Below are 17,827 nucleotides of genomic sequence, written 5' to 3'. Positions count from 1 at the left end.
AAAACCTTCTTATTTAATTAATTCTAAAGATGAATTGATTACGAGAAAATCATCACCATCTTGCCATCTTTCTTCTACTTTAATTGTTTGATTATCAATTTTTGTAAAAAGTAATTGAAAGCCATCTTCTATTGAAAATATTTCTATCTCATTATCACTAATGCGACCAGAGATTTCACCTTTATAAATTAGGTCCCTTCCTTGAATCGTAAAGACAGAATATGGATACTCAGCGCTTAATCCACTACAGTTATATCCACCATCTTGAATTTTAAATTTTTCTTGAGAAAGAGAAAGTCGAAAATACACATTTTCACATGGGCTTGAAGCAGAGGTTGTCTTTGCAAAGCCTTCACCACTCCAACGGCCGTTAAAGTCGGCGTAAGATGTTGTTATCAATAAAGTACAAATAATTATCTTTTGAATCATTTTCATTCCTTAATTATGGGCCGACTAACTTCTATAGTCAAAGCGGGAAATATTAAATACAATTTATCCATGGCAAAATACTTTCAATTATTTCTATTCACCACCCTTCTTGGTTGCTCAAGCCCAGGACTCTATCTAGGAAAAGAAGAAGGGAGTATTTATAAAACTAGTGAACTTCGTCGATCACCAAGTGACAAAAAAAATGTTCGTATTCAAGGTACAATATTTAAATCTCTAAAAAATGACTTCTATTTAATACAAGATAGCTTCGGATTATTACTAGTAAAAATGAACCCAAGCTTACTTGGGGAAGATACTAGCTATAATCGCGACACAATCTTTTTAATAAGTGGTGAAACAGAGACAGAAACATCCCACTTTCATATAAAAGTTGAAGAAATAAAAAGAGTTAAATAACGGTACTATTTCTTATTATTGTTCTGAACGGCAGATATCATCGCCATATCTCGTACAATCACCACTTGTATCACGTCTTTCACAACGTTTAATACAAGTCGCATCATAACCACAATAATCCTGTCCGTAACGCATGCAATCCCCATCAAAGTTTCTTCTAGTACAATGAGGGACACATCTCCATTCACGATCTTGTGGTGGCCTTCCATCTACAGAGCAAAAGTATCTCTGGCCATCAATAGTTACAGTTACTTCTGCAAAGACGAAGCCTGCAGAAAGAATAAAAAATAGAGCTAGTATTAGTTTTTTCATATCTCTATTTGAGCGCATTAGAAACAATATGTTTAGACGGGCCGCATATAAAGTTATGAATGACACTTTAACTCAGTCATTTTATATTGAGCAAAAAGGAGATCAAAATGGTTTCAGATATTTTTGACGCAAGTGCTTGGAAAGAAGTTGAAGGTTTCGACTTCAAAGATATTACTTATCATCGTGCTGTCGACCAAGGGACAGTGAGAATTGCTTTCAATCGCCCAGAATGCCGCAACGCATTTAGACCACAAACAGTGGATGAGCTCTACCGAGCTCTTGATCACGCAAGAATGTGGAGTGATGTAGGTGTTGTACTGATTACTGGAAACGGACCTTCACCAAAAGATGGTGGATGGGCGTTCTGCTCAGGTGGAGACCAGAGAATCAGAGGTAAAGATGGTTATAAATATGTTGATGGTGATGGAACTCCTGATCCGGCCAAATTAGGTAGACTTCACATCCTTGAAGTACAAAGACTCATCCGTTTTATGCCTAAGGTTGTAGTGGCCGTAGTCCCTGGATGGGCAGTAGGTGGTGGACACTCACTTCATGTTGTTTGTGATATGACAATTGCTTCTAAAGAACATGCAATCTTTAAACAAACTGATCCAGATGTTGCTTCTTTTGATTCAGGTTATGGATCTGCTTATCTTGCACGTCAGTGTGGACAAAAGCGTGCACGAGAAATTTTCTTCTGTGGATTTAACTACAGTGCTGAAGAAGCATTCCAAATGGGAATGGTAAATAAAGTCGTTCCACATGCTGAACTTGAAAAAGTTTCACTTGAATGGGCAAAAGAGATGAATTCGAAATCTCCAACAGCAATGCGTATGCTTAAGTTTGGATTCAATCTTCTTGATGATGGTTTAGTTGGTCAGCAACTCTTTGCCGGTGAGGCAACAAGACTTGCCTACGGAACAGAAGAGGCAAAAGAAGGCCGCGATGCTTTCGTTGAAAAACGTGATCAGGACTTCTCTAGGTTTCCTTGGCATTATTAAGTTATATAAAACGAGGGCCTCCGTGCCCTCTTATTTCTCTAATTCCATGAGAACATAATTGAACGATATTCTTTAGAACGATTTAGTCCCATATCAACAGCCACAATTCCAATTTGGTAAACACCTTTTAAATCAAAAACTCTTTGTGTTTTATTAATATCGGATAATTCAAACAGAAACATTTCATCAATTAAATCAATATTACTTTTAATAAGATCAATTTTATAAAGTCTTACTTCATACCATTGAATGCCTTTTAACCAATCATGTTTAATATAATCACTACAATTGTCATCGACTTCAGAAATTTTAAATTCCGGTAACATTTTTTTAAATAAAGGTGAATAGTCGACATCTAAAACCTCAATCGGTTGCGGTGGAGTAAAGTCAAAATAAAACCCTTTCGACTCAACAATGACAGTACGATCTTTATTAGGATTTTGTACTTTTAAAAATAGCTGGACTTGACTACACTCTTCGTAACCTAATTTTACTAAATCACGTCCTCTTATAACAATATTTCTCGTCCCTCTCGGTATTTCTTTCCACTGAGCTTGTATATAACTATCTCGAGAATAAATGCCATAGTCAGTCTCATCACCAACATCTCCAGGCCCATAATTCCAATATAAAATTACATCATGATAAAGAGAGCCCCATAGAGGAGAAGGTGCTTCAATATATAATCGAGAAGGATAATTTGGGAAAATATTATAATTGATCGTAAAGAGTTGTTTCTCACTCTTTAAGTCTTCAAAAACATCTTCTTCGTATACTTCAAATACATCCTTACCCCATAAGCGACTAGATTCAAAAATAAATTGGACCTCTCCTCCAACACAGTCACTCTTCATGGTCTTACCATCTCTTGTATTGGTAATAACGACTCGTCCCTTTCTCAAACAATTACCAGTAAGTGAGATCGTAGGAGTCTCAAAGAATAAGTCTTTTTTTAATCGATTAATATCTGAAGTATCCACAAAGTTAAAATCAGTATAGAAATTATTAGTCTTGTATTTTATATAAAAGTCTCTACATTCTGCATATATCCTCTCCTCTCCTTTTAAACTGAACTCATTACTTTTAACATAAAAGCTCCCATCAAAGTTCAATGGAATTGTTTCACCACTGTTTAATATATTTGGATTTTTCGCTGTATAAAGCCTAACACTTCCTTTGAAATAGGTTTTCCCACAAGTCCCACTTACAACCAGTTTATTACGTTCACGTATATCGTAAGTACCCGTGGGAGAATAAAATCTTGGATTAGTTTCAAATAATTGATTATAGACAATGGCAATTTTTGCATTTGAGCGGGCCCCGTTAGTTTTAAGTCCCTCAACGACAACTATTCTAAACGACCTATTCTTCCCCTGCCCTACCAAGTACTTATCAAAGACGTATTTAAACCTTTTATTTTCACAAGCAACTTGCTCTCCTTCGATACTTATAAAATCAAATTCACCACAGCTACCACTTATCGATGCTTCTTCATCACCAAGTGGTATCATTTGTTCATCTAAAGTAATCGAGTTCATAATATTTTGGTATTCAACATTTATCCTTATCGGCGAGGAACTATTTCCATAAGGGTCTACTTGATACAAAGAGAAGATGATCTGACTTTCATCTGCGATACTATCTTTTAAATACACTGAAGAAATAAACACACCATTAGCACAACCAACAGTTCGAAGAACGCTATCAAGATAAGAGCTTCTTATAAAAACTTTTGCACCTGGCTCGCATCGACCTGAAAAAAAGATACTATTTCCATAACGATAGCCAGGAACTGGAGATGTTAAAATGACACGACTTGGATTTTTTGTATCAACAAAAGGGACAAGTACATCAATACTTTGATTTAAATGCCTAACCTGAACCCACATTCGTCCTTCAATATCATCTTGAAAGAAGAGCTTCTTCTCATAAAGCCCATCTTCACAATCTACTGTTTTTGAATCTCCTCTTACTAAGAACTCTGAAGAGAAAGAGACTTTTGCACCGTTTTCACACCCTCCTGATATAGTGATTCGCTTACCATTATTTCTAAGAGTTGTGATCTTTGCACTAAAGGTATGCGCTTCTCCAAGAAAGAGCTCATCAATTGAGCTTATATCTCGACGAACATCACGACAGGAGTGAATTAATAGGCTTACAAATAATAATATAAATAGCGTCAAAGACAGTTTCACAATAACTGTTTCGACGCTCTATCTAAATATTATAAGTTAAAATTGGTTAAACAATGCAGTAAGGATAAGAAGGAGGATTAAGTTGCCAAAGAATATTGCATCTCTAAAACTCATCGTCATATTTAATGCTTTAACGATTTCACTTTTTGATGGAGATTTTTTAAACTTTGATTGAAGCTGTTTAAATAGGCCTCCTTCAACGCGCTTTTTAAAATAATCATCTTTAAAGAATGCAATCCTTAACCCGATAATTAAACAAATAAAATAAAGCCACAAGTTTGAAATACCTAGCTCATCAGCAAAGTAATAAACGATAAGCATCGGTATTTGAACAACAATTAAATAGACAAGTATTGTCGTTAAGTTATTTTTTAAAGCGATAGCAACCATCAGATAAGCCTCTTAATTACTTCTAGGAAAAGTACCCAAGTTTTTTCAACTGAAGAAATTGAAACTTGCTCATCAGGAGAATGTGCACCTGTAATATTAGGTCCAAAACTAATCATATCCACATCAGGCATTGCTTTTGATAAAATACCACATTCTAGCCCAGCATGGATTGAAGAGATTTTTGGCTCACTTCCTCTTAAATCTTTATATACTTCATTTGTAATGGTTAGAATTTTTGAGTCTGGATTAGGCTTCCAACCAGGATAAGCTCCTTCAAGCTTTGCTTTTGCTTGAAGATCTTTTTGTGCATCAATCATTTCTTGAGCAAATGCATCTCTTGCACTTTCATTAGAGCTTCTAATTAGATTTGCCATCGCAAAGTTTCCATCTTCTAGCGTAATAACCCCAAGATTTGTTGATGTTTCAACAACACCCTTAAAGTTTTGATCCCAGGCTTTCACGCCATGGAAACAATTCTTTATTGCTGCGACAATTTTATTTGAATCTTCTATCGATAGGCCTTTTTTACTTTCAGCTTCAATTTTATTAACTTCAAAATTTATATTTGCTTCAATGCTAGAGTGTTTAAGATATAACTCTTCAAGCTTACCTCTTAACTTAGCGACTTCTTCTTCAGTGGCACTAAACTCAATAAATGCCTCACGAGCAATTGCATTTCGAAGTGTTCCACCTTTTATTGAAATAAGATTTAACTCAACGCTTTCCAAGGCTTGAGGAATTAATTTATTGGCACTTAATCTTTCAGTATGAATATCAATTCCAGAGTGTCCACCTTTAAGACCTTTTATAACCAATTGGTAAAGCTCAGTCTTTACTTCTTGTGTAGAGAATTCTTTTTCAAAGATAAGATCAACTCCACCAGCACAACCGATGATTAACTCATCTTCTTCCTCAGTATCAAGGTTTAGCATCACTTTACCTTCAAAGTGGTGCCCTTTTAGTCCGATCGCTCCGTGCATTCCTGCTTCTTCACAAGCCGTAAAGACACATTCTAAAGGAGGGTGTGGAAGATCTTTACTCTCAAGTAATCCCATAGCAAAAGCACAACCAATACCATTGTCAGCACCTAAAGTTGTTCCATTTGCATGTATCCAATCTCCATCGATAATTGTTGTAATTGGATCATTTTTAAAATCATGTGGGTTCCCCTCATTTTTTTGAGCAACCATATCAAGATGTCCCTGAAGAATAACAGGAGCTGATTTCTCTCCTCCATGTTGTCCAGCTTTTTTGATAATTACATTATTTACATCGTCGCGGTATGTTTCTAGGCCAAGGCTTTTTCCAAAGAGCATAAGAAGAGTTTGAACAGCTTCTTCATGATAACTTGGTCTTGGAGTATCTAATAATTTTTGAAAATTTGACCAAACTAATTTTGGCTCAATATGATCGACACGTGATTGATTCATAAACCTTCCTCATTCAAGTTTTGTTCAATCTACTATGAAGTTCAATTTTAGAAAAGTAGAATCTAGCTTAAGCGGCCTCTTCCCCATCTCCACTTTCTTGATCTTGCCTAATATCTTCTCCAAGTTGAGGGAAACGAGGATGTTTCTGTGCTTCTTCTAATAGATAGACATCAATAATATGAGGTTTCCAACTTAGATAAATACCATCTAAGGGATCTAGGCCCATGTTGTCATTGAATAATGGACTTCCTTTTACATCTAAATGAAAGATATCCAATGAGCCCTCTTTTTCAAAATAATCACTGAGATTTGAGCCACGGGATAAATAAATCTTTCGAACTGTAGCATCCTTTCCCGTACCTTCTGTATTTAGGATCATATTATAGTGGTGGTATTCAATGGCCAAGCTTATCAAGTTGTATTTGAGATCAGGCTTGTCTTCAAAAGACTTTGTATTACCAGTACTTAAATTATGGATTAATTTAACATTCTCAAGGATCGTACCACCATATTCTTGGGCGGCCCGCGATCGAGATTTGGAAATTGTAATAGAAGATCTCTTCTTATAACGAAGAAAATCAAATTCAATACCGGCCAAAAAGCCAGTGCTCATAACATCATTAAGAAGTAAGCTATAGCCAGAGTCTGAAGACATATTGACCATATTAGATAATTTAGATGCACTAATCGTTAGGTACCTCTTGTGTCCGAAAACGTTCTTTATTTCAATTAAGGCCTTTGTCCCAGCATAGATTTCAATCCAATTGATATTCTTTAGAGTATGCATGTGAAGGCTTCCAAAAATTCCCGTATCAGGACCCCCTCTTATGACTTCACAATCCAAAGACTGTCTTAATGCCTTTGCAAATTGTAAGGTGTAGGAGTTGTGAACATTGATAAACTCTAATAATTTTTCGTTAAAGAAGATTTGTTCACACAACTTTTCAATTTCTAATTCAAACTCTTGTTTTTTCATAATGAAATTATCGACCATGAAAAGATATGCAATGAGTTAAAAAAACTTAATTTACGCAGCACGCCGTAACCTCTGAAGCCACTAGCAATATGCCCATAAAAGTGATAAAAAACATTAATAATTCATATAATGTTTAAGAAAGAATTTAACTCTAAATTAAAAAAGTCGAGGATCTATGTCTAATTTTCTAGAAGAGTATCACGCACATGTTGAGGAAAGGGCCAAAGAAGGTATTCCTCCATTAGCACTTACTAAAGAACAAGCAACAGAAGTTGTAAAACTTCTTGAAACTGAGCCAACACAAGAGCTTTTAGATCTATTAAAAGATCGCATCAACCCAGGTGTTGATCCAGCAGCTCAAGTAAAAGCAAGTTTCCTTATTGGAATTACAAAGGGTGCACATACATGTTCACTTATTTCAAAAGAATATGCTGTTGAATTACTAGGAACGATGGTTGGTGGTTTCAACCTTCAAGGTCTAGTTGATATTGTTGCAGGCAGTGACGAAGCGCTTGCAAAGCTTGCAGCAAAAGAACTTAAAAACCTTCCACTTGCTGTAAACGTATTTGAAGATGTTAAGAAATTAGCAGATGGTGGTAATGCAATTGCTAAAGAGATTATTGAATCTTGGGCAAATGCTGAGTGGTTCACTAATAAGCCACAAATTGAAGAATCAATTAAAACTGTCGTTTACAAAGTAGACGGTGAAATCAATACAGATGACTTCTCACCTGCTCCATTTGCATTCACAAGAGCGGATATCCCACTTCACGCAAATGTTATGGGTGGATCTCTTTTCCCTGAAGGACCAAAGCAAATTGCAGACCTTAAAGAAAAGTTTAAGCTTCCTGTTACTTTCGTAGGTGACGTTGTTGGAACTGGTTCTTCAAGAAAGTCTGCTTGTAACTCACTTATCTGGTGTATTGGTGAAGATATTCCATACGTTCCAAATAAGAGACGTGGTGGTGTAATTATCGGTTCAACAATTGCTCCAATCTTCTTTAACACTGCTGAAGACTCAGGTGCTCTTCCAATTCAAGGAATTGATGTATCGGCACTTACTACAGGAACAATTATTGAAGTTCGCCCACTAGAAGGAAGAATTCTAGATGAAAAAGGTGAAGAGCTAGCAAAATACGATATCAGCCCTGAGACAATTCTTGATGAATATAGAGCTGGTGGACGTGTTCCATTAATCATCGGTAAAATGCTAACTGATCAAGCAAGAGCGGCCCTAGGTCAAAATACAGCTAACGAATCAGGAATTTTTGCAAAACCACATACAACTGAAGCTAAAGATGGACAAGGTTATACTCTTGCTCAAAAAATGGTTGGGAAAGCATGTGGAGTTGAAGGAATCCTTCCAGGAACTTCATGTCTTCCAAAAATGACAACAGTTGGTTCACAAGACACAACAGGGCCAATGACAAGAGATGAGATGACTGAACTTGCATGTCTTAAATTCAATGCAGACCTAGTTATGCAATCTTTCTGTCACACAGCTGCTTACCCAAAACCAAGTGATGTTATTACTCATGCTACTCTTCCAACTTATATTCAAGACAGAGAAGGTGTTGCACTTAGACCGGGTGACGGAATTATTCACTCTTGGCTAAATCGTCTTCTAATCCCAGACACAGTTGGTACTGGTGGCGATTCACATACAAGATTCCCTCTTGGGATTTCATTCCCTGCTGGTTCAGGACTTGTAGCATTTGCTGCTGCTCTTGGTGTTATGCCACTTGATATGCCAGAGTCTGTTCTAGTTAAATTCAAAGGAAAATTACAACCAGGTATCACTCTACGAGACGTTGTAAATATGATTCCTTATCAAGCAATTCAAGATGGTCTACTTACAGTAGAAAAGAAGAATAAGAAAAATATCTTTGCTGGACGTATCCTTGAAATGGAAGGTCTTCCAGATCTAAAACTTGAGCAAGCATTCGAACTTACAGATGCAACTGCAGAAAGAAGTGCTGCTGGTTCAACGATCAAGCTAGGTCGTGAAACAGTTGTTGAATACCTAAGATCAAACGTTGCTCTTATGGAATCAATGATTGCAAATGGTTTTGGGCACAAAGGTACAATCGAGAGAAGAATTAAAGAAGTTAATGATTGGATTGAAAATGGTGAGCTAATGGAAGCGGATGCAAACGCTGAATACGCTGCTGTTATTGAAATCGATCTTGATGAAATGAAAGAGCCAATCGTTGCTTGTCCAAATGACCCAGATGACGTTAAGAAAATGAGTGACGTTGCAGGTGATAAAATTGATGAAGTTTTCATCGGTTCTTGTATGACAAATATTGGACACTTTAGAGCTGCTGCAACAGTTCTTGATGGCCAAGGTCAAGCTGATGCAAGACTATGGGTGTGTCCTCCAACGAAAATGGATAAAGACCAACTGACTAAAGAAGGTTACTACTCAAAATTTGCTGCTGCTGGTGCAAGACTTGAAATGCCAGGTTGTTCACTATGTATGGGTAACCAAGCACGAGTTAAAGATGGTGTAACAGTATTCTCTACTTCAACACGTAACTTTAACAACAGACTTGGTAAAGGTGCTCAGGTTTATCTAGGTTCAGCAGAACTTGCTGCAATCTGTGCAAAACTTGGATACATTCCAAAGCAGGATGAGTATCTCTCAATGATGGAACCACTTCAAGGTAAGGACGATTCAATTTATCGTTACCTAAACTTTGATCAAATGGAAAACTTTTCAATTGATGAAGCTTAATCGCTTACTTTGATAAAAACAAAGGGAGCTTAACTGGCTCCCTTTTTTATTTCGTATTTTCTTTTATGCATATTCTTGCTTTTGGACTCAATTCACAAAGAGCTTCTCTTAACATTTTATTTTCTTCTTCAAGCTTCTTTGTGCGCGCTTCAATTGAAGCAATATCTCTTTTATTTGTATCAGTAATACCAACTAACTCTTTTACTGCTTCAATAAGTGGTGCTACAAGCTTTGCATAGGCAACACTTAAATATCCCTTCTCATCTTCTGTTACGGCTTCTGGAAAAACCTTTCTCACATCTTGGGCAATAACACCGATATCACGGCCCTTCTTAAACTGCTTCTTAGGAAAGTCCTTTTGGCGCCATTCATAGTATACACCATTTAATGATTTAAACTGATCAAGAATTGATAATTCATCAGAGATCTTAATAATATTCTTCTTATAGCGTCGATCAGAACCAGTATTAAATGTACCAGAACCCCTTACAGCTCCATTTACATCAAGTGCAAAAGAACCACTTGGAGAAGTTGTACGTATACCTACGTTTGTATTTGTAGCATTGATATGTAAAACATCAGTAAATGTTCCGTCCCCTACTGAGAAGTTAATATTACCAGCAAAGGGATTAAACCTCATTCCATTAGATGTATCTGGCCCAGTATAAAATAAGAATACATCTGACCAAGAAGCATCAGGAAAGCCTTCGCCCGAGAAATCATAAAATGAATTAAGTAAACTCATACCGGCTTCACCGCCATCAGCAAAGAAGTTAAATTGAGCTTCCGATGAAATACCAACATTTGAATCTCTCACCTTAACTTCAACATTTGCTTCATAAATATCTAAGTCTGATTGAGGTAAATTTGTACCGATCCCTACATTCCCACCAAGGTTCACGAAGAGACCTTCATCTAAACCTGAATACGAAATATAGTTATTTCCCATTGCTAAATTACTTGTTGCTGTATGGTCACCAAGATTATCTCCAGCAGCAGTTACATCACTTGGGATCCATTGTGAACTGATTGAATCCCACAAAAGGGCCTGACCGTCAGTAGGAGCTGCAGCATTTACATTTCTTCCCTGTATTGTCGTATCATCAGTTGGAATATTGAATAAGTTTGCAGCACTTAATGCTGGAAGAGACCCATCGGCTTCAAGTCTTACTAGCTCATTAGCTCCATTTGCAGTATTAATATCGACACTGTAAGAAGTTGAATTATCAACAACTGCAAAGTCACTTGTAAAGTTAAGGCCTTTAAGCTGAAGATCAACTCCATTTTTTTGATAAAATAATGAATAAGTACCACCAGCTGAACTTAACGTATTTGCTTCACCAGTACCGGTGATTCCTGTTAACTGAGAACCATCAATAGCAGGTAAACGTCCAAGTCCATCAAGTCTTACTAAGTCATTTGCAGAGTTTGAAGTATTAACGCCAATTTGCACATCATTTGCATTACTCGTTAAGCTAATATCAGCGCTTCCGGTTAAACCTTTAAACTCTAGATCACTTCCGGTCTTTTGTTTAAAAATTGCTGTTCCACCGACACTTGATGCTGTATTTGTTTCACCTGAGCCACCAGCAGAAACTGTTTGAGGCTCCCATTGTGTCGCTGTATTATTCCAAGTTAGAACTTGCCCATCAGTTGGTGCCGTCGAGGCAACATTGCGAGATTGCAGGGTTGTATCAGAAGTTGTGATTCCTGTTAATTGCGATCCATCGATTGCAGGAAGTCTTCCAAAGCCATCAAGGCGTAAAATTTCATTGGCCCCATTTGCCGTTGTTAAACCAATTTGAACATCATTTGTATTTCCTGTTAATGAAATATCACTCGTACTTGTTAATCCTTTAAAAACTAAATTCGATGATACCTTTGATTGAAATAAAGATTCACCACCGGCACTTGAAGCTGTATTGGCCTCTCCGCCTCCTCCGCCGGTTACAATAGTCGTTGGCTCCCAACGGGAATTAGAGTCATTCCAAAGTAAGGCCTGACCATTTGTTGGAGTGGCACTTGAAACAGAAAAGGATTGGATAGTTGTTGCATTACCACTTCCACCAGGAAGATTTGTCAGCAGTGAACCATCTAAAGCAGGTAGTCTTCCCGAAGCATCAAGACGTAAGAGTTGGTTAGCTCCATTTGACGTATTAATAGATAGGTCCACAGTATTTGTACTTGAAGTAATATTGAAATCACTTGAACCAAGTAACCCTTTTAGAACAAGATCAATTCCTGATTTCTGTTTAAAGATTGATTCTCCACCAGCACTTGAAACAGTATTTGCCTCTCCTGAACCGCCACCGATAAGTGGAGTTTGAGGCTCCCATCGCGTGGTCGAATTATTCCAAGTAAGAACCTGGCCATCAGTAGGGGCTGTCGTAGCAATATCTCGAGACTGTAAGGTTAAAGCATCGCCAGATCCACCAGAAACACCAACTAGTTGAGATCCATCAATTGCAGGTAATCTTCCAAAAGCATCTAGTCTTAGTAATTGACCTGCACCATTTGAAGTATTTACACCTATCTCAATATCATTTGCATTTGAAGTTAATTGAATATCTGTTGTATTTGTTAGACCTTTAAAGATTAGATCAGTACCAATTTTATTTTGAAAGATCGATTCACCACCGGCACTCGTCGCTGTATTGACTTCACCACCTGCACCGCCTGAGGTAATCGTTGTTGGCTCCCATTGTGAACTTACTGAGTTCCATAAAAGGGCTTGCCCATTTGAAGGTGCCGTAGCTGAAACATTTCGTGACTGTATCGTATTGTCACTTCCACCTGATGCGACAATTCCAGTAAGTTGAGAACCATCAATAGCAGGAAGACGACCTGACGAATCAAGTCTTAATAATTGGTTTGCACCATTGCTAGTATTTATTTGAAAGTCTACAGTATTAGTACTGCCGTTAATTGCAAAATCAGATGATCCTTGCAACCCTTTAAGTTCTAAATTTTCACCAGACTTCTGTTTAAAAATTGAGACTCCACCTGCGCTTGAAATAGTATTTGTTTCACCACTTCCACCACTAGAGATTCCAGTAAGCTGAGAACCATCGATGGCCGGTAGTCTTCCAAATGAATCTAATCTTAAAAGCTGATTAGCACCATTGGCCGTACTTATTTGTAAATCAAGACTATTAGTTTGATTATCGACAACAATATCGTTTGAGCCGTTTAAACCTTTAAATTGTAGCTGACTCCCTACTTTTTGCTTAAAGATCGAAGTACCACCTGTTGAATAAACAGTATTGGACTCTCCAGAACCTCCAGATCCACCTGATACAGTAGTTGGGACCCATGAAGAATTAGCAGAACTCCAAACGAGGGCCTGACCATCAGTTGGAGCGATATCTAAAATTGTGCGATTATGAATTGAAGTTGCATTAGCTGATGAGCCACCATTATCTGTACCGACGACCCAATTGACACCATTGAACTTGAGAACGGAACCTGTCACGGCCCCACTTGTATCGGTATCACTTAGATTATCAATACCTAATGATACAGCTCCTAATTTACCATTAACAGAAGTAACACTTGAGGTGGGCTGATTAGCAGGAACCCACTGACCTGTAATTGCATTATACTGAAGAGTTTGACCATGAGATGCACCCATATCAGGAAGAGAAGCACTTATACTGTAAGTACTTGCACCATGAGCTCCTTCTAAAGTCATTGTTAAAATTTGATTTAATGGAATAAGTGTATTTGATAATGCTTCTGCTATTAACTCTTTATTAGACTTTACACCAATTTCAAAGCTTGAAACATTTCCATCTTTATCTGTAATACGAACGTGACTAATATCGTCTAAGTTCTGGCCATCAATTCTCAATTGAGAACCATTTATTTGAATATTTTGTACGTAGAGATTGTCACGATTATTATCGCGACTTTGAATCTTTGGTACACACGATACCAAAGTAAATGTGACAATGAGTCCAAGAATGTGAAATTGCTTAAGTAAGTTCATCATTTCAGTTCTTTATCGAATGGTTCACTTAATAATCTTAATTGATTTTCACGAGAGGCAGATTATTCCTGTAACTTATTTAATAAGCTATTGAATACACAAGTGTACTAGTCAGAATTCTCTATAGTTAAGAGACTCAAATGCCAATAAAAGAAGGCTTTTGGTAACTACTTATCAAATGATTGACGAAAGTATGAACGTGGGAACTTAAGTAGTTCTAATTTAGGGATATTAAAGTCGCCTATTTTGGTGTCGGAAAGGGTTACGGCGTAGAATTCATTCTTTCCTTCTTTGCCAATTACAAATACATCAACATCTTGTCCATTCATTGAAAGCTTATGTTCACCAAATTTTCGATACTCTCCAAAATTAGTTTTTTGGTCTTCAAAAGGAATTGTCTCTGGACCAAGTGGAAGACGAAAGCGATAGCTAGAAACAAGGTTTCCGGCAACAATCATGGCATTACCACGATTTAGCTTTGTGGTGGCCTTATTTAAAAAGTAATCCATAATATATGCAATAAGATCAACATCTTTTAAATTTAAGTCATAAATCTTCTGCTCATTTCCTTCTAGTCGTGACTGCCTATTTAAGATAACTTGTGAAACAAAGACGTTCCCAGAAGGATGAAGGATGCGAACAGTATCTCCGGACTTTTTAGAGATATCCCAGGCCCACTCAGTTGTAGGAAATAATGGAGTTAAAGTAATCTTCTTATTCATAAGTGCATCCTAATCACAATCTTCAAGATAGTAAAGATCTTCAAGCGTTTCTCTCTTCCTAATTACCCTTGCATTACCATCTTCAACTAAAATCTCACATGCTCTTGGCCTTGAATTATAATTACTAGACATCGTGAACCCATAAGCACCACAAGATCGAATGGCCAAAAGTTCTCCTTCTTTAAGATCAAGTTCGCGATCTTTTGCAAGATAATCTCCAGTCTCACAAACAGGGCCGACGATATCATATTGATGGGCATCTCCTTTAATATCTAAATTGACTTTGATAACCTCTTGCCAAGCCTGATATAGAGCAGGTCTCATAAGATCATTCATTGCCGCATCAATAATGGCAAAATGCTTACCTTCATTCTCCTTTATATACTCAAGTCTAGAAACGAGAATCCCTGCGTTTGCAGCAATTGCTCGACCTGGTTCAAAGATCAGTTCAAGCTCTGGGTAGTCTTCCAAACTCTTAATGACTTCACCAAGATACTCAGAAGGATGAGGAGGAAGTTCATCTTTATATTTAACACCTAGGCCACCTCCTAAATCGAGATGCTTAAGTGAAATCCCTTTATCCTTTAAATTATTAATTAACTCTTTTAAACGCTCTAATGCTTCTAAGAATGGTACTATAGAAGTAAGCTGTGAGCCGATATGACAGTCTATCCCCTCAACTGAAATATTATTCATCTCATTTGCCATCTCATAAACCTGCGGTGCTTTTTGAAAAGAGATTCCAAATTTATTTTCTTTTAATCCTGTTGCAATATACGGATGCGTCTTGGCATCAACATCTGGATTAACACGAATCGATACAGGAGCAATAACATTTAGCTCCCCTGCCACTTCATTGATTCGTTTAAGTTCAGAAATCGATTCAACATTAAAACATTTAATTTTCTTATTTAAAGCATAGATTATTTCATCTCGGCTTTTTCCAACTCCTGAAAAAACTGTCTTAGAGGCATCTCCACCGGCCCTAAGAACTCTTTCTAACTCACCTCTTGAAACGATATCAAAACCGCTGCCAAGAGCGGCTAATTCTTTTAAAATATTTATATTTGAATTGGCCTTAACCGCATAACAGACTAAATGTTTGTGATCCTTTAAAGGGCCACTAAAGGCATTAAAATGTCTTTTAAAAGTTTTTAAAGAATAGATATAAAGAGGTGTACCATACTCTTGGACAAGTTCTTCGACTCTTATATCTTCGACGTATAATTCACGCCCCTTATAATTGAAAAAATCCATTCTAATCCTTATTATTTAAATTACATTCGAATAATATTCCTAAACCATTATTAAAGCAGATTTTAAGAAACCCTGCTCCTCGCTCTTTTTCTTTGAAGCCAAATTTTTCATGCATTCTTATTGAAGTTTTATTATTTGCATTGGCCACATAATAAGCTTTAGAAGCAACTTGTCTTATATGGTCTAAGCGCTTTCTTGTTAAAAGAGCACCAATATTTTGACCTCTAAATTGTGGGTCTATTGTTACTCCCATTAGATACCAACCGACAGGTGAAGGATAAGAATAATTTTTAATCATTAATTCACTATAATATATCGATCGTCCGTAGCCTACGATCTGATCAACTACTTGCGCGACTATAATATGAAAGCCAGAACGATTTCCACCGTGTGCAAGCTCTGAGCGCGTGCGTTTTAGAAAGTAGTTATAATCAAGACTTGGGTCATTATTATTCTCATTGATTATCCTCGCAATAGAAGCAGCATCTTCACTTCTCGCATAACGAGTTGTCACATCATTTGATAAAGGACGTGACTTATAATCCACAACAAATGGAGTATAAGAGTTATACTCTTTTTGTTGCATCTTCTGTGCTTTCATTGTTTTTGAAATAAAGTTCTTAAGCATATCACTTATCATTATAACGCATTAAGAAAGTTGCTGGTAACTTTAAAACAATTAACCAAGTTTTTATTCCCCTTGAATTTGAAGTGTGATTAAATGAACCAAACTATTTGTATTTACAATTAACCGACTAAAAAACTCATGAAAAAAAAAGTCCTTATTGGTTTTCTCCTATTCATTACATCCCTTTTTCTCATTATAGGAGTCTTACTCTTTCGAATTGACTGGACGACAAAAATTGCGATTAAACTAGCAGGTGGAGAGGTCGAAAAAGTCGAAAAAATTAGAATTGGGCATTGGGAAATTACCAATCTCTCCTTTCCAATCGATAAAGATAATAAACTTATCATTGCCCATACAGAAATTGACTTACTAGCTGTAAAAGAATCATCTTCAATTTTTCTACGCTATACTCAGGCCTTAAACTCTAAAATCAATATAAAAAGTAAGGGCGTCGAAGTCAGTGGTTTCAAGTTAAATCAGATTCAATTCTCAATAGAAAAGAAGTTTGGCGATACTTTAAAAATTGAAAATATTCATATAAGCGATTTTGGAAAACAAAATAAAGGTGAAGTCGCCATAAACCTTGTCAATTATGAAGACATAAAAATTAACTATAATAAGTTGAATCTTGACCACCTTATTAAATTCTTCGATGCCTCACTAGGACTGTCTGGATATATTAATATCGATGCAAAAATAGAGGGTAAGAATATAGATGCTCGAGTATATGGATCAAATTTAAATCTAAAAGGATTTCGAGTGGATGATGTTATCTCAAACTTTCTCGATACTAGAAGCATTGGCCTTATTGATGCGGCAGCCTTTGTGGCGCTTGGCCCTATTGGCCTACTTTATACAAGTGCGGCCAGCCTGGGGCAAACACTGGGAGGCTTTCGTGGCGGAGATACACCTTTAAAGCAAATCAATGTGGATGTTAAACTTAGAGGCGATGTGGCCACGATGAATGATGTGGCAGTTGCCACAGCAGAAAATCTCATTGTTATTGAAGGTGGAGCGGATTTAAAAGCAGAGGTATTTAAGGAGCTGGTTGTCTCAATATTGGATGAAGACTATTGTCCAGAGCTTCAACAGGCAATCGGTGGCACATTTAGTAAGCCAGAAATATCCAAAACAAAGGCCTTTCTTGATACTGCATCAGCTCTAGTTGAAAGCTTAACTAGCTCTACGTTTCAAGTGGTAGGTGTAGACACCTGCAAAAGAACATATCAAGGTCTCGTCAAGCATCCCGATGATAATTAAAAACAATTGGAGACAATTGAACATAATCATTTAATAAAAGCGTAGCTAATAATCTTTATATGACGAGTTGCACATAATGAGAAAA

14 protein-coding genes are annotated in these 17,827 nt (G+C 36.9%); 4 read left to right on the top strand and 10 right to left on the bottom strand.

Annotation, left to right across the window (positions count from 1 at the left end):
* Nucleotides 1–9: 9 nt before the first annotated feature.
* A complete protein-coding gene (locus ACN5L8_RS11600; protein ID WP_419168225.1) occupies nt 10–429 on the bottom strand; it encodes a hypothetical protein in 420 nt (139 codons plus the stop codon).
* Between the two features lie 69 nt (nt 430–498).
* Between ACN5L8_RS11600 and ACN5L8_RS11595 the strand changes: the two genes are divergently transcribed.
* The gene (locus ACN5L8_RS11595; protein WP_114705303.1) at nt 499–846 is read left to right on the top strand and encodes a hypothetical protein; all 348 of its coding nucleotides are present in this window, start codon (nt 499–501) and stop codon (nt 844–846) included.
* 15 nt (nt 847–861) lie between these two features.
* Here the strand turns inward: ACN5L8_RS11595 and ACN5L8_RS11590 are convergent, their stop codons facing one another.
* Nucleotides 862–1,158 (bottom strand): hypothetical protein, encoded by a 297-nt coding sequence (locus ACN5L8_RS11590; RefSeq protein WP_419168224.1) that lies wholly within the window; start codon nt 1,156–1,158, stop codon nt 862–864.
* A 107-nt stretch (nt 1,159–1,265) separates the two neighbouring features.
* Between ACN5L8_RS11590 and ACN5L8_RS11585 the strand changes: the two genes are divergently transcribed.
* Nucleotides 1,266–2,159 (top strand): 1,4-dihydroxy-2-naphthoyl-CoA synthase, encoded by an 894-nt coding sequence (locus tag ACN5L8_RS11585; protein ID WP_419168223.1) that lies wholly within the window; start codon nt 1,266–1,268, stop codon nt 2,157–2,159.
* A 38-nt stretch (nt 2,160–2,197) separates the two neighbouring features.
* On the opposite strand, the gene ACN5L8_RS11580 is transcribed toward ACN5L8_RS11585, so the two are convergent.
* The 4 genes from ACN5L8_RS11580 to ACN5L8_RS11565 all read right to left on the bottom strand — a co-directional run bounded on the left by ACN5L8_RS11580 (nt 2,198) and on the right by ACN5L8_RS11565 (nt 7,150).
* Complete coding sequence (locus ACN5L8_RS11580) at nt 2,198–4,342, bottom strand: hypothetical protein (protein ID WP_419173085.1); 2,145 nt, start codon at nt 4,340–4,342, stop codon at nt 2,198–2,200.
* Nucleotides 4,343–4,390: 48 nt separating this feature from the next.
* Complete coding sequence (locus ACN5L8_RS11575) at nt 4,391–4,744, bottom strand: hypothetical protein (RefSeq protein ID WP_114705307.1); 354 nt, start codon at nt 4,742–4,744, stop codon at nt 4,391–4,393.
* Nucleotides 4,744–6,174 carry a beta-Ala-His dipeptidase gene (gene pepD / locus ACN5L8_RS11570; protein WP_419173084.1) on the bottom strand — a complete coding sequence of 477 codons (1,431 nt, stop codon included), beginning with the start codon at nt 6,172–6,174 and terminating at the stop codon, nt 4,744–4,746. The genes ACN5L8_RS11575 and pepD overlap by 1 nt, the downstream gene beginning before the upstream one ends.
* A gap of 67 nt (nt 6,175–6,241) precedes the next feature.
* Entirely contained in the window at nt 6,242–7,150 is a 909-nt protein-coding gene (locus ACN5L8_RS11565; protein WP_419168220.1) for a hypothetical protein, read from the bottom strand.
* A 175-nt stretch (nt 7,151–7,325) separates the two neighbouring features.
* Between ACN5L8_RS11565 and acnB the strand changes: the two genes are divergently transcribed.
* A complete protein-coding gene (gene acnB, locus ACN5L8_RS11560) occupies nt 7,326–9,887 on the top strand; it encodes a bifunctional aconitate hydratase 2/2-methylisocitrate dehydratase (protein WP_419168219.1) in 2,562 nt (853 codons plus the stop codon).
* A 46-nt stretch (nt 9,888–9,933) separates the two neighbouring features.
* On the opposite strand, the gene ACN5L8_RS11555 is transcribed toward acnB, so the two are convergent.
* The 4 genes from ACN5L8_RS11555 to ACN5L8_RS11540 form a co-directional block, all read right to left on the bottom strand.
* The gene (locus tag ACN5L8_RS11555; RefSeq protein ID WP_419173083.1) at nt 9,934–13,878 is read right to left on the bottom strand and encodes a tail fiber domain-containing protein; all 3,945 of its coding nucleotides are present in this window, start codon (nt 13,876–13,878) and stop codon (nt 9,934–9,936) included.
* Between the two features lie 164 nt (nt 13,879–14,042).
* Nucleotides 14,043–14,597 carry a hypothetical protein gene (locus ACN5L8_RS11550; RefSeq protein WP_114705312.1) on the bottom strand — a complete coding sequence of 185 codons (555 nt, stop codon included), beginning with the start codon at nt 14,595–14,597 and terminating at the stop codon, nt 14,043–14,045.
* A 9-nt stretch (nt 14,598–14,606) separates the two neighbouring features.
* Nucleotides 14,607–15,854 carry a diaminopimelate decarboxylase gene (lysA, locus tag ACN5L8_RS11545; protein WP_419173082.1) on the bottom strand — a complete coding sequence of 416 codons (1,248 nt, stop codon included), beginning with the start codon at nt 15,852–15,854 and terminating at the stop codon, nt 14,607–14,609.
* A 1-nt stretch (nt 15,855) separates the two neighbouring features.
* Nucleotides 15,856–16,482 (bottom strand): N-acetyltransferase family protein, encoded by a 627-nt coding sequence (locus ACN5L8_RS11540; RefSeq protein WP_419173081.1) that lies wholly within the window; start codon nt 16,480–16,482, stop codon nt 15,856–15,858.
* A gap of 138 nt (nt 16,483–16,620) precedes the next feature.
* On the opposite strand from ACN5L8_RS11540, the gene ACN5L8_RS11535 reads away from it, so the two are divergent.
* Nucleotides 16,621–17,742: a hypothetical protein gene (locus ACN5L8_RS11535; RefSeq protein WP_419168216.1), complete on the top strand. Its 1,122-nt coding sequence runs from the start codon at nt 16,621–16,623 to the stop codon at nt 17,740–17,742.
* Nucleotides 17,743–17,827: the final 85 nt, after the last annotated feature.

Source organism: Halobacteriovorax sp., assembly GCF_048381875.1.
Lineage (GTDB): Bacteria > Bdellovibrionota > Bacteriovoracia > Bacteriovoracales > Bacteriovoracaceae > Halobacteriovorax_A > Halobacteriovorax_A vibrionivorans.
This window is presented reverse-complemented; position numbering and strand designations above follow the sequence as displayed.

Excerpts from the sequence above, each read along its gene's own strand:
- ACN5L8_RS11600 (WP_419168225.1), bottom strand. The coding sequence starts at position 429 with ATGATTCAAAAGATAATTATTTGTACTTTATTGATAACAACATCTTAC.
- ACN5L8_RS11595 (WP_114705303.1), top strand. The coding sequence starts at position 499 with ATGGCAAAATACTTTCAATTATTTCTATTCACCACCCTTCTTGGTTGC.
- ACN5L8_RS11590 (WP_419168224.1), bottom strand. The coding sequence starts at position 1,158 with ATGAAAAAACTAATACTAGCTCTATTTTTTATTCTTTCTGCAGGCTTC.
- ACN5L8_RS11585 (WP_419168223.1), top strand. The coding sequence starts at position 1,266 with ATGGTTTCAGATATTTTTGACGCAAGTGCTTGGAAAGAAGTTGAAGGT.
- ACN5L8_RS11575 (WP_114705307.1), bottom strand. The coding sequence starts at position 4,744 with ATGGTTGCTATCGCTTTAAAAAATAACTTAACGACAATACTTGTCTAT.
- pepD (WP_419173084.1), bottom strand. The coding sequence starts at position 6,174 with ATGAATCAATCACGTGTCGATCATATTGAGCCAAAATTAGTTTGGTCA.
- ACN5L8_RS11565 (WP_419168220.1), bottom strand. The coding sequence starts at position 7,150 with ATGAAAAAACAAGAGTTTGAATTAGAAATTGAAAAGTTGTGTGAACAA.
- acnB (WP_419168219.1), top strand. The coding sequence starts at position 7,326 with ATGTCTAATTTTCTAGAAGAGTATCACGCACATGTTGAGGAAAGGGCC.
- ACN5L8_RS11555 (WP_419173083.1), bottom strand. The coding sequence starts at position 13,878 with ATGATGAACTTACTTAAGCAATTTCACATTCTTGGACTCATTGTCACA.
- ACN5L8_RS11550 (WP_114705312.1), bottom strand. The coding sequence starts at position 14,597 with ATGAATAAGAAGATTACTTTAACTCCATTATTTCCTACAACTGAGTGG.
- lysA (WP_419173082.1), bottom strand. The coding sequence starts at position 15,854 with ATGGATTTTTTCAATTATAAGGGGCGTGAATTATACGTCGAAGATATA.
- ACN5L8_RS11540 (WP_419173081.1), bottom strand. The coding sequence starts at position 16,482 with ATGCTTAAGAACTTTATTTCAAAAACAATGAAAGCACAGAAGATGCAA.
- ACN5L8_RS11535 (WP_419168216.1), top strand. The coding sequence starts at position 16,621 with ATGAAAAAAAAAGTCCTTATTGGTTTTCTCCTATTCATTACATCCCTT.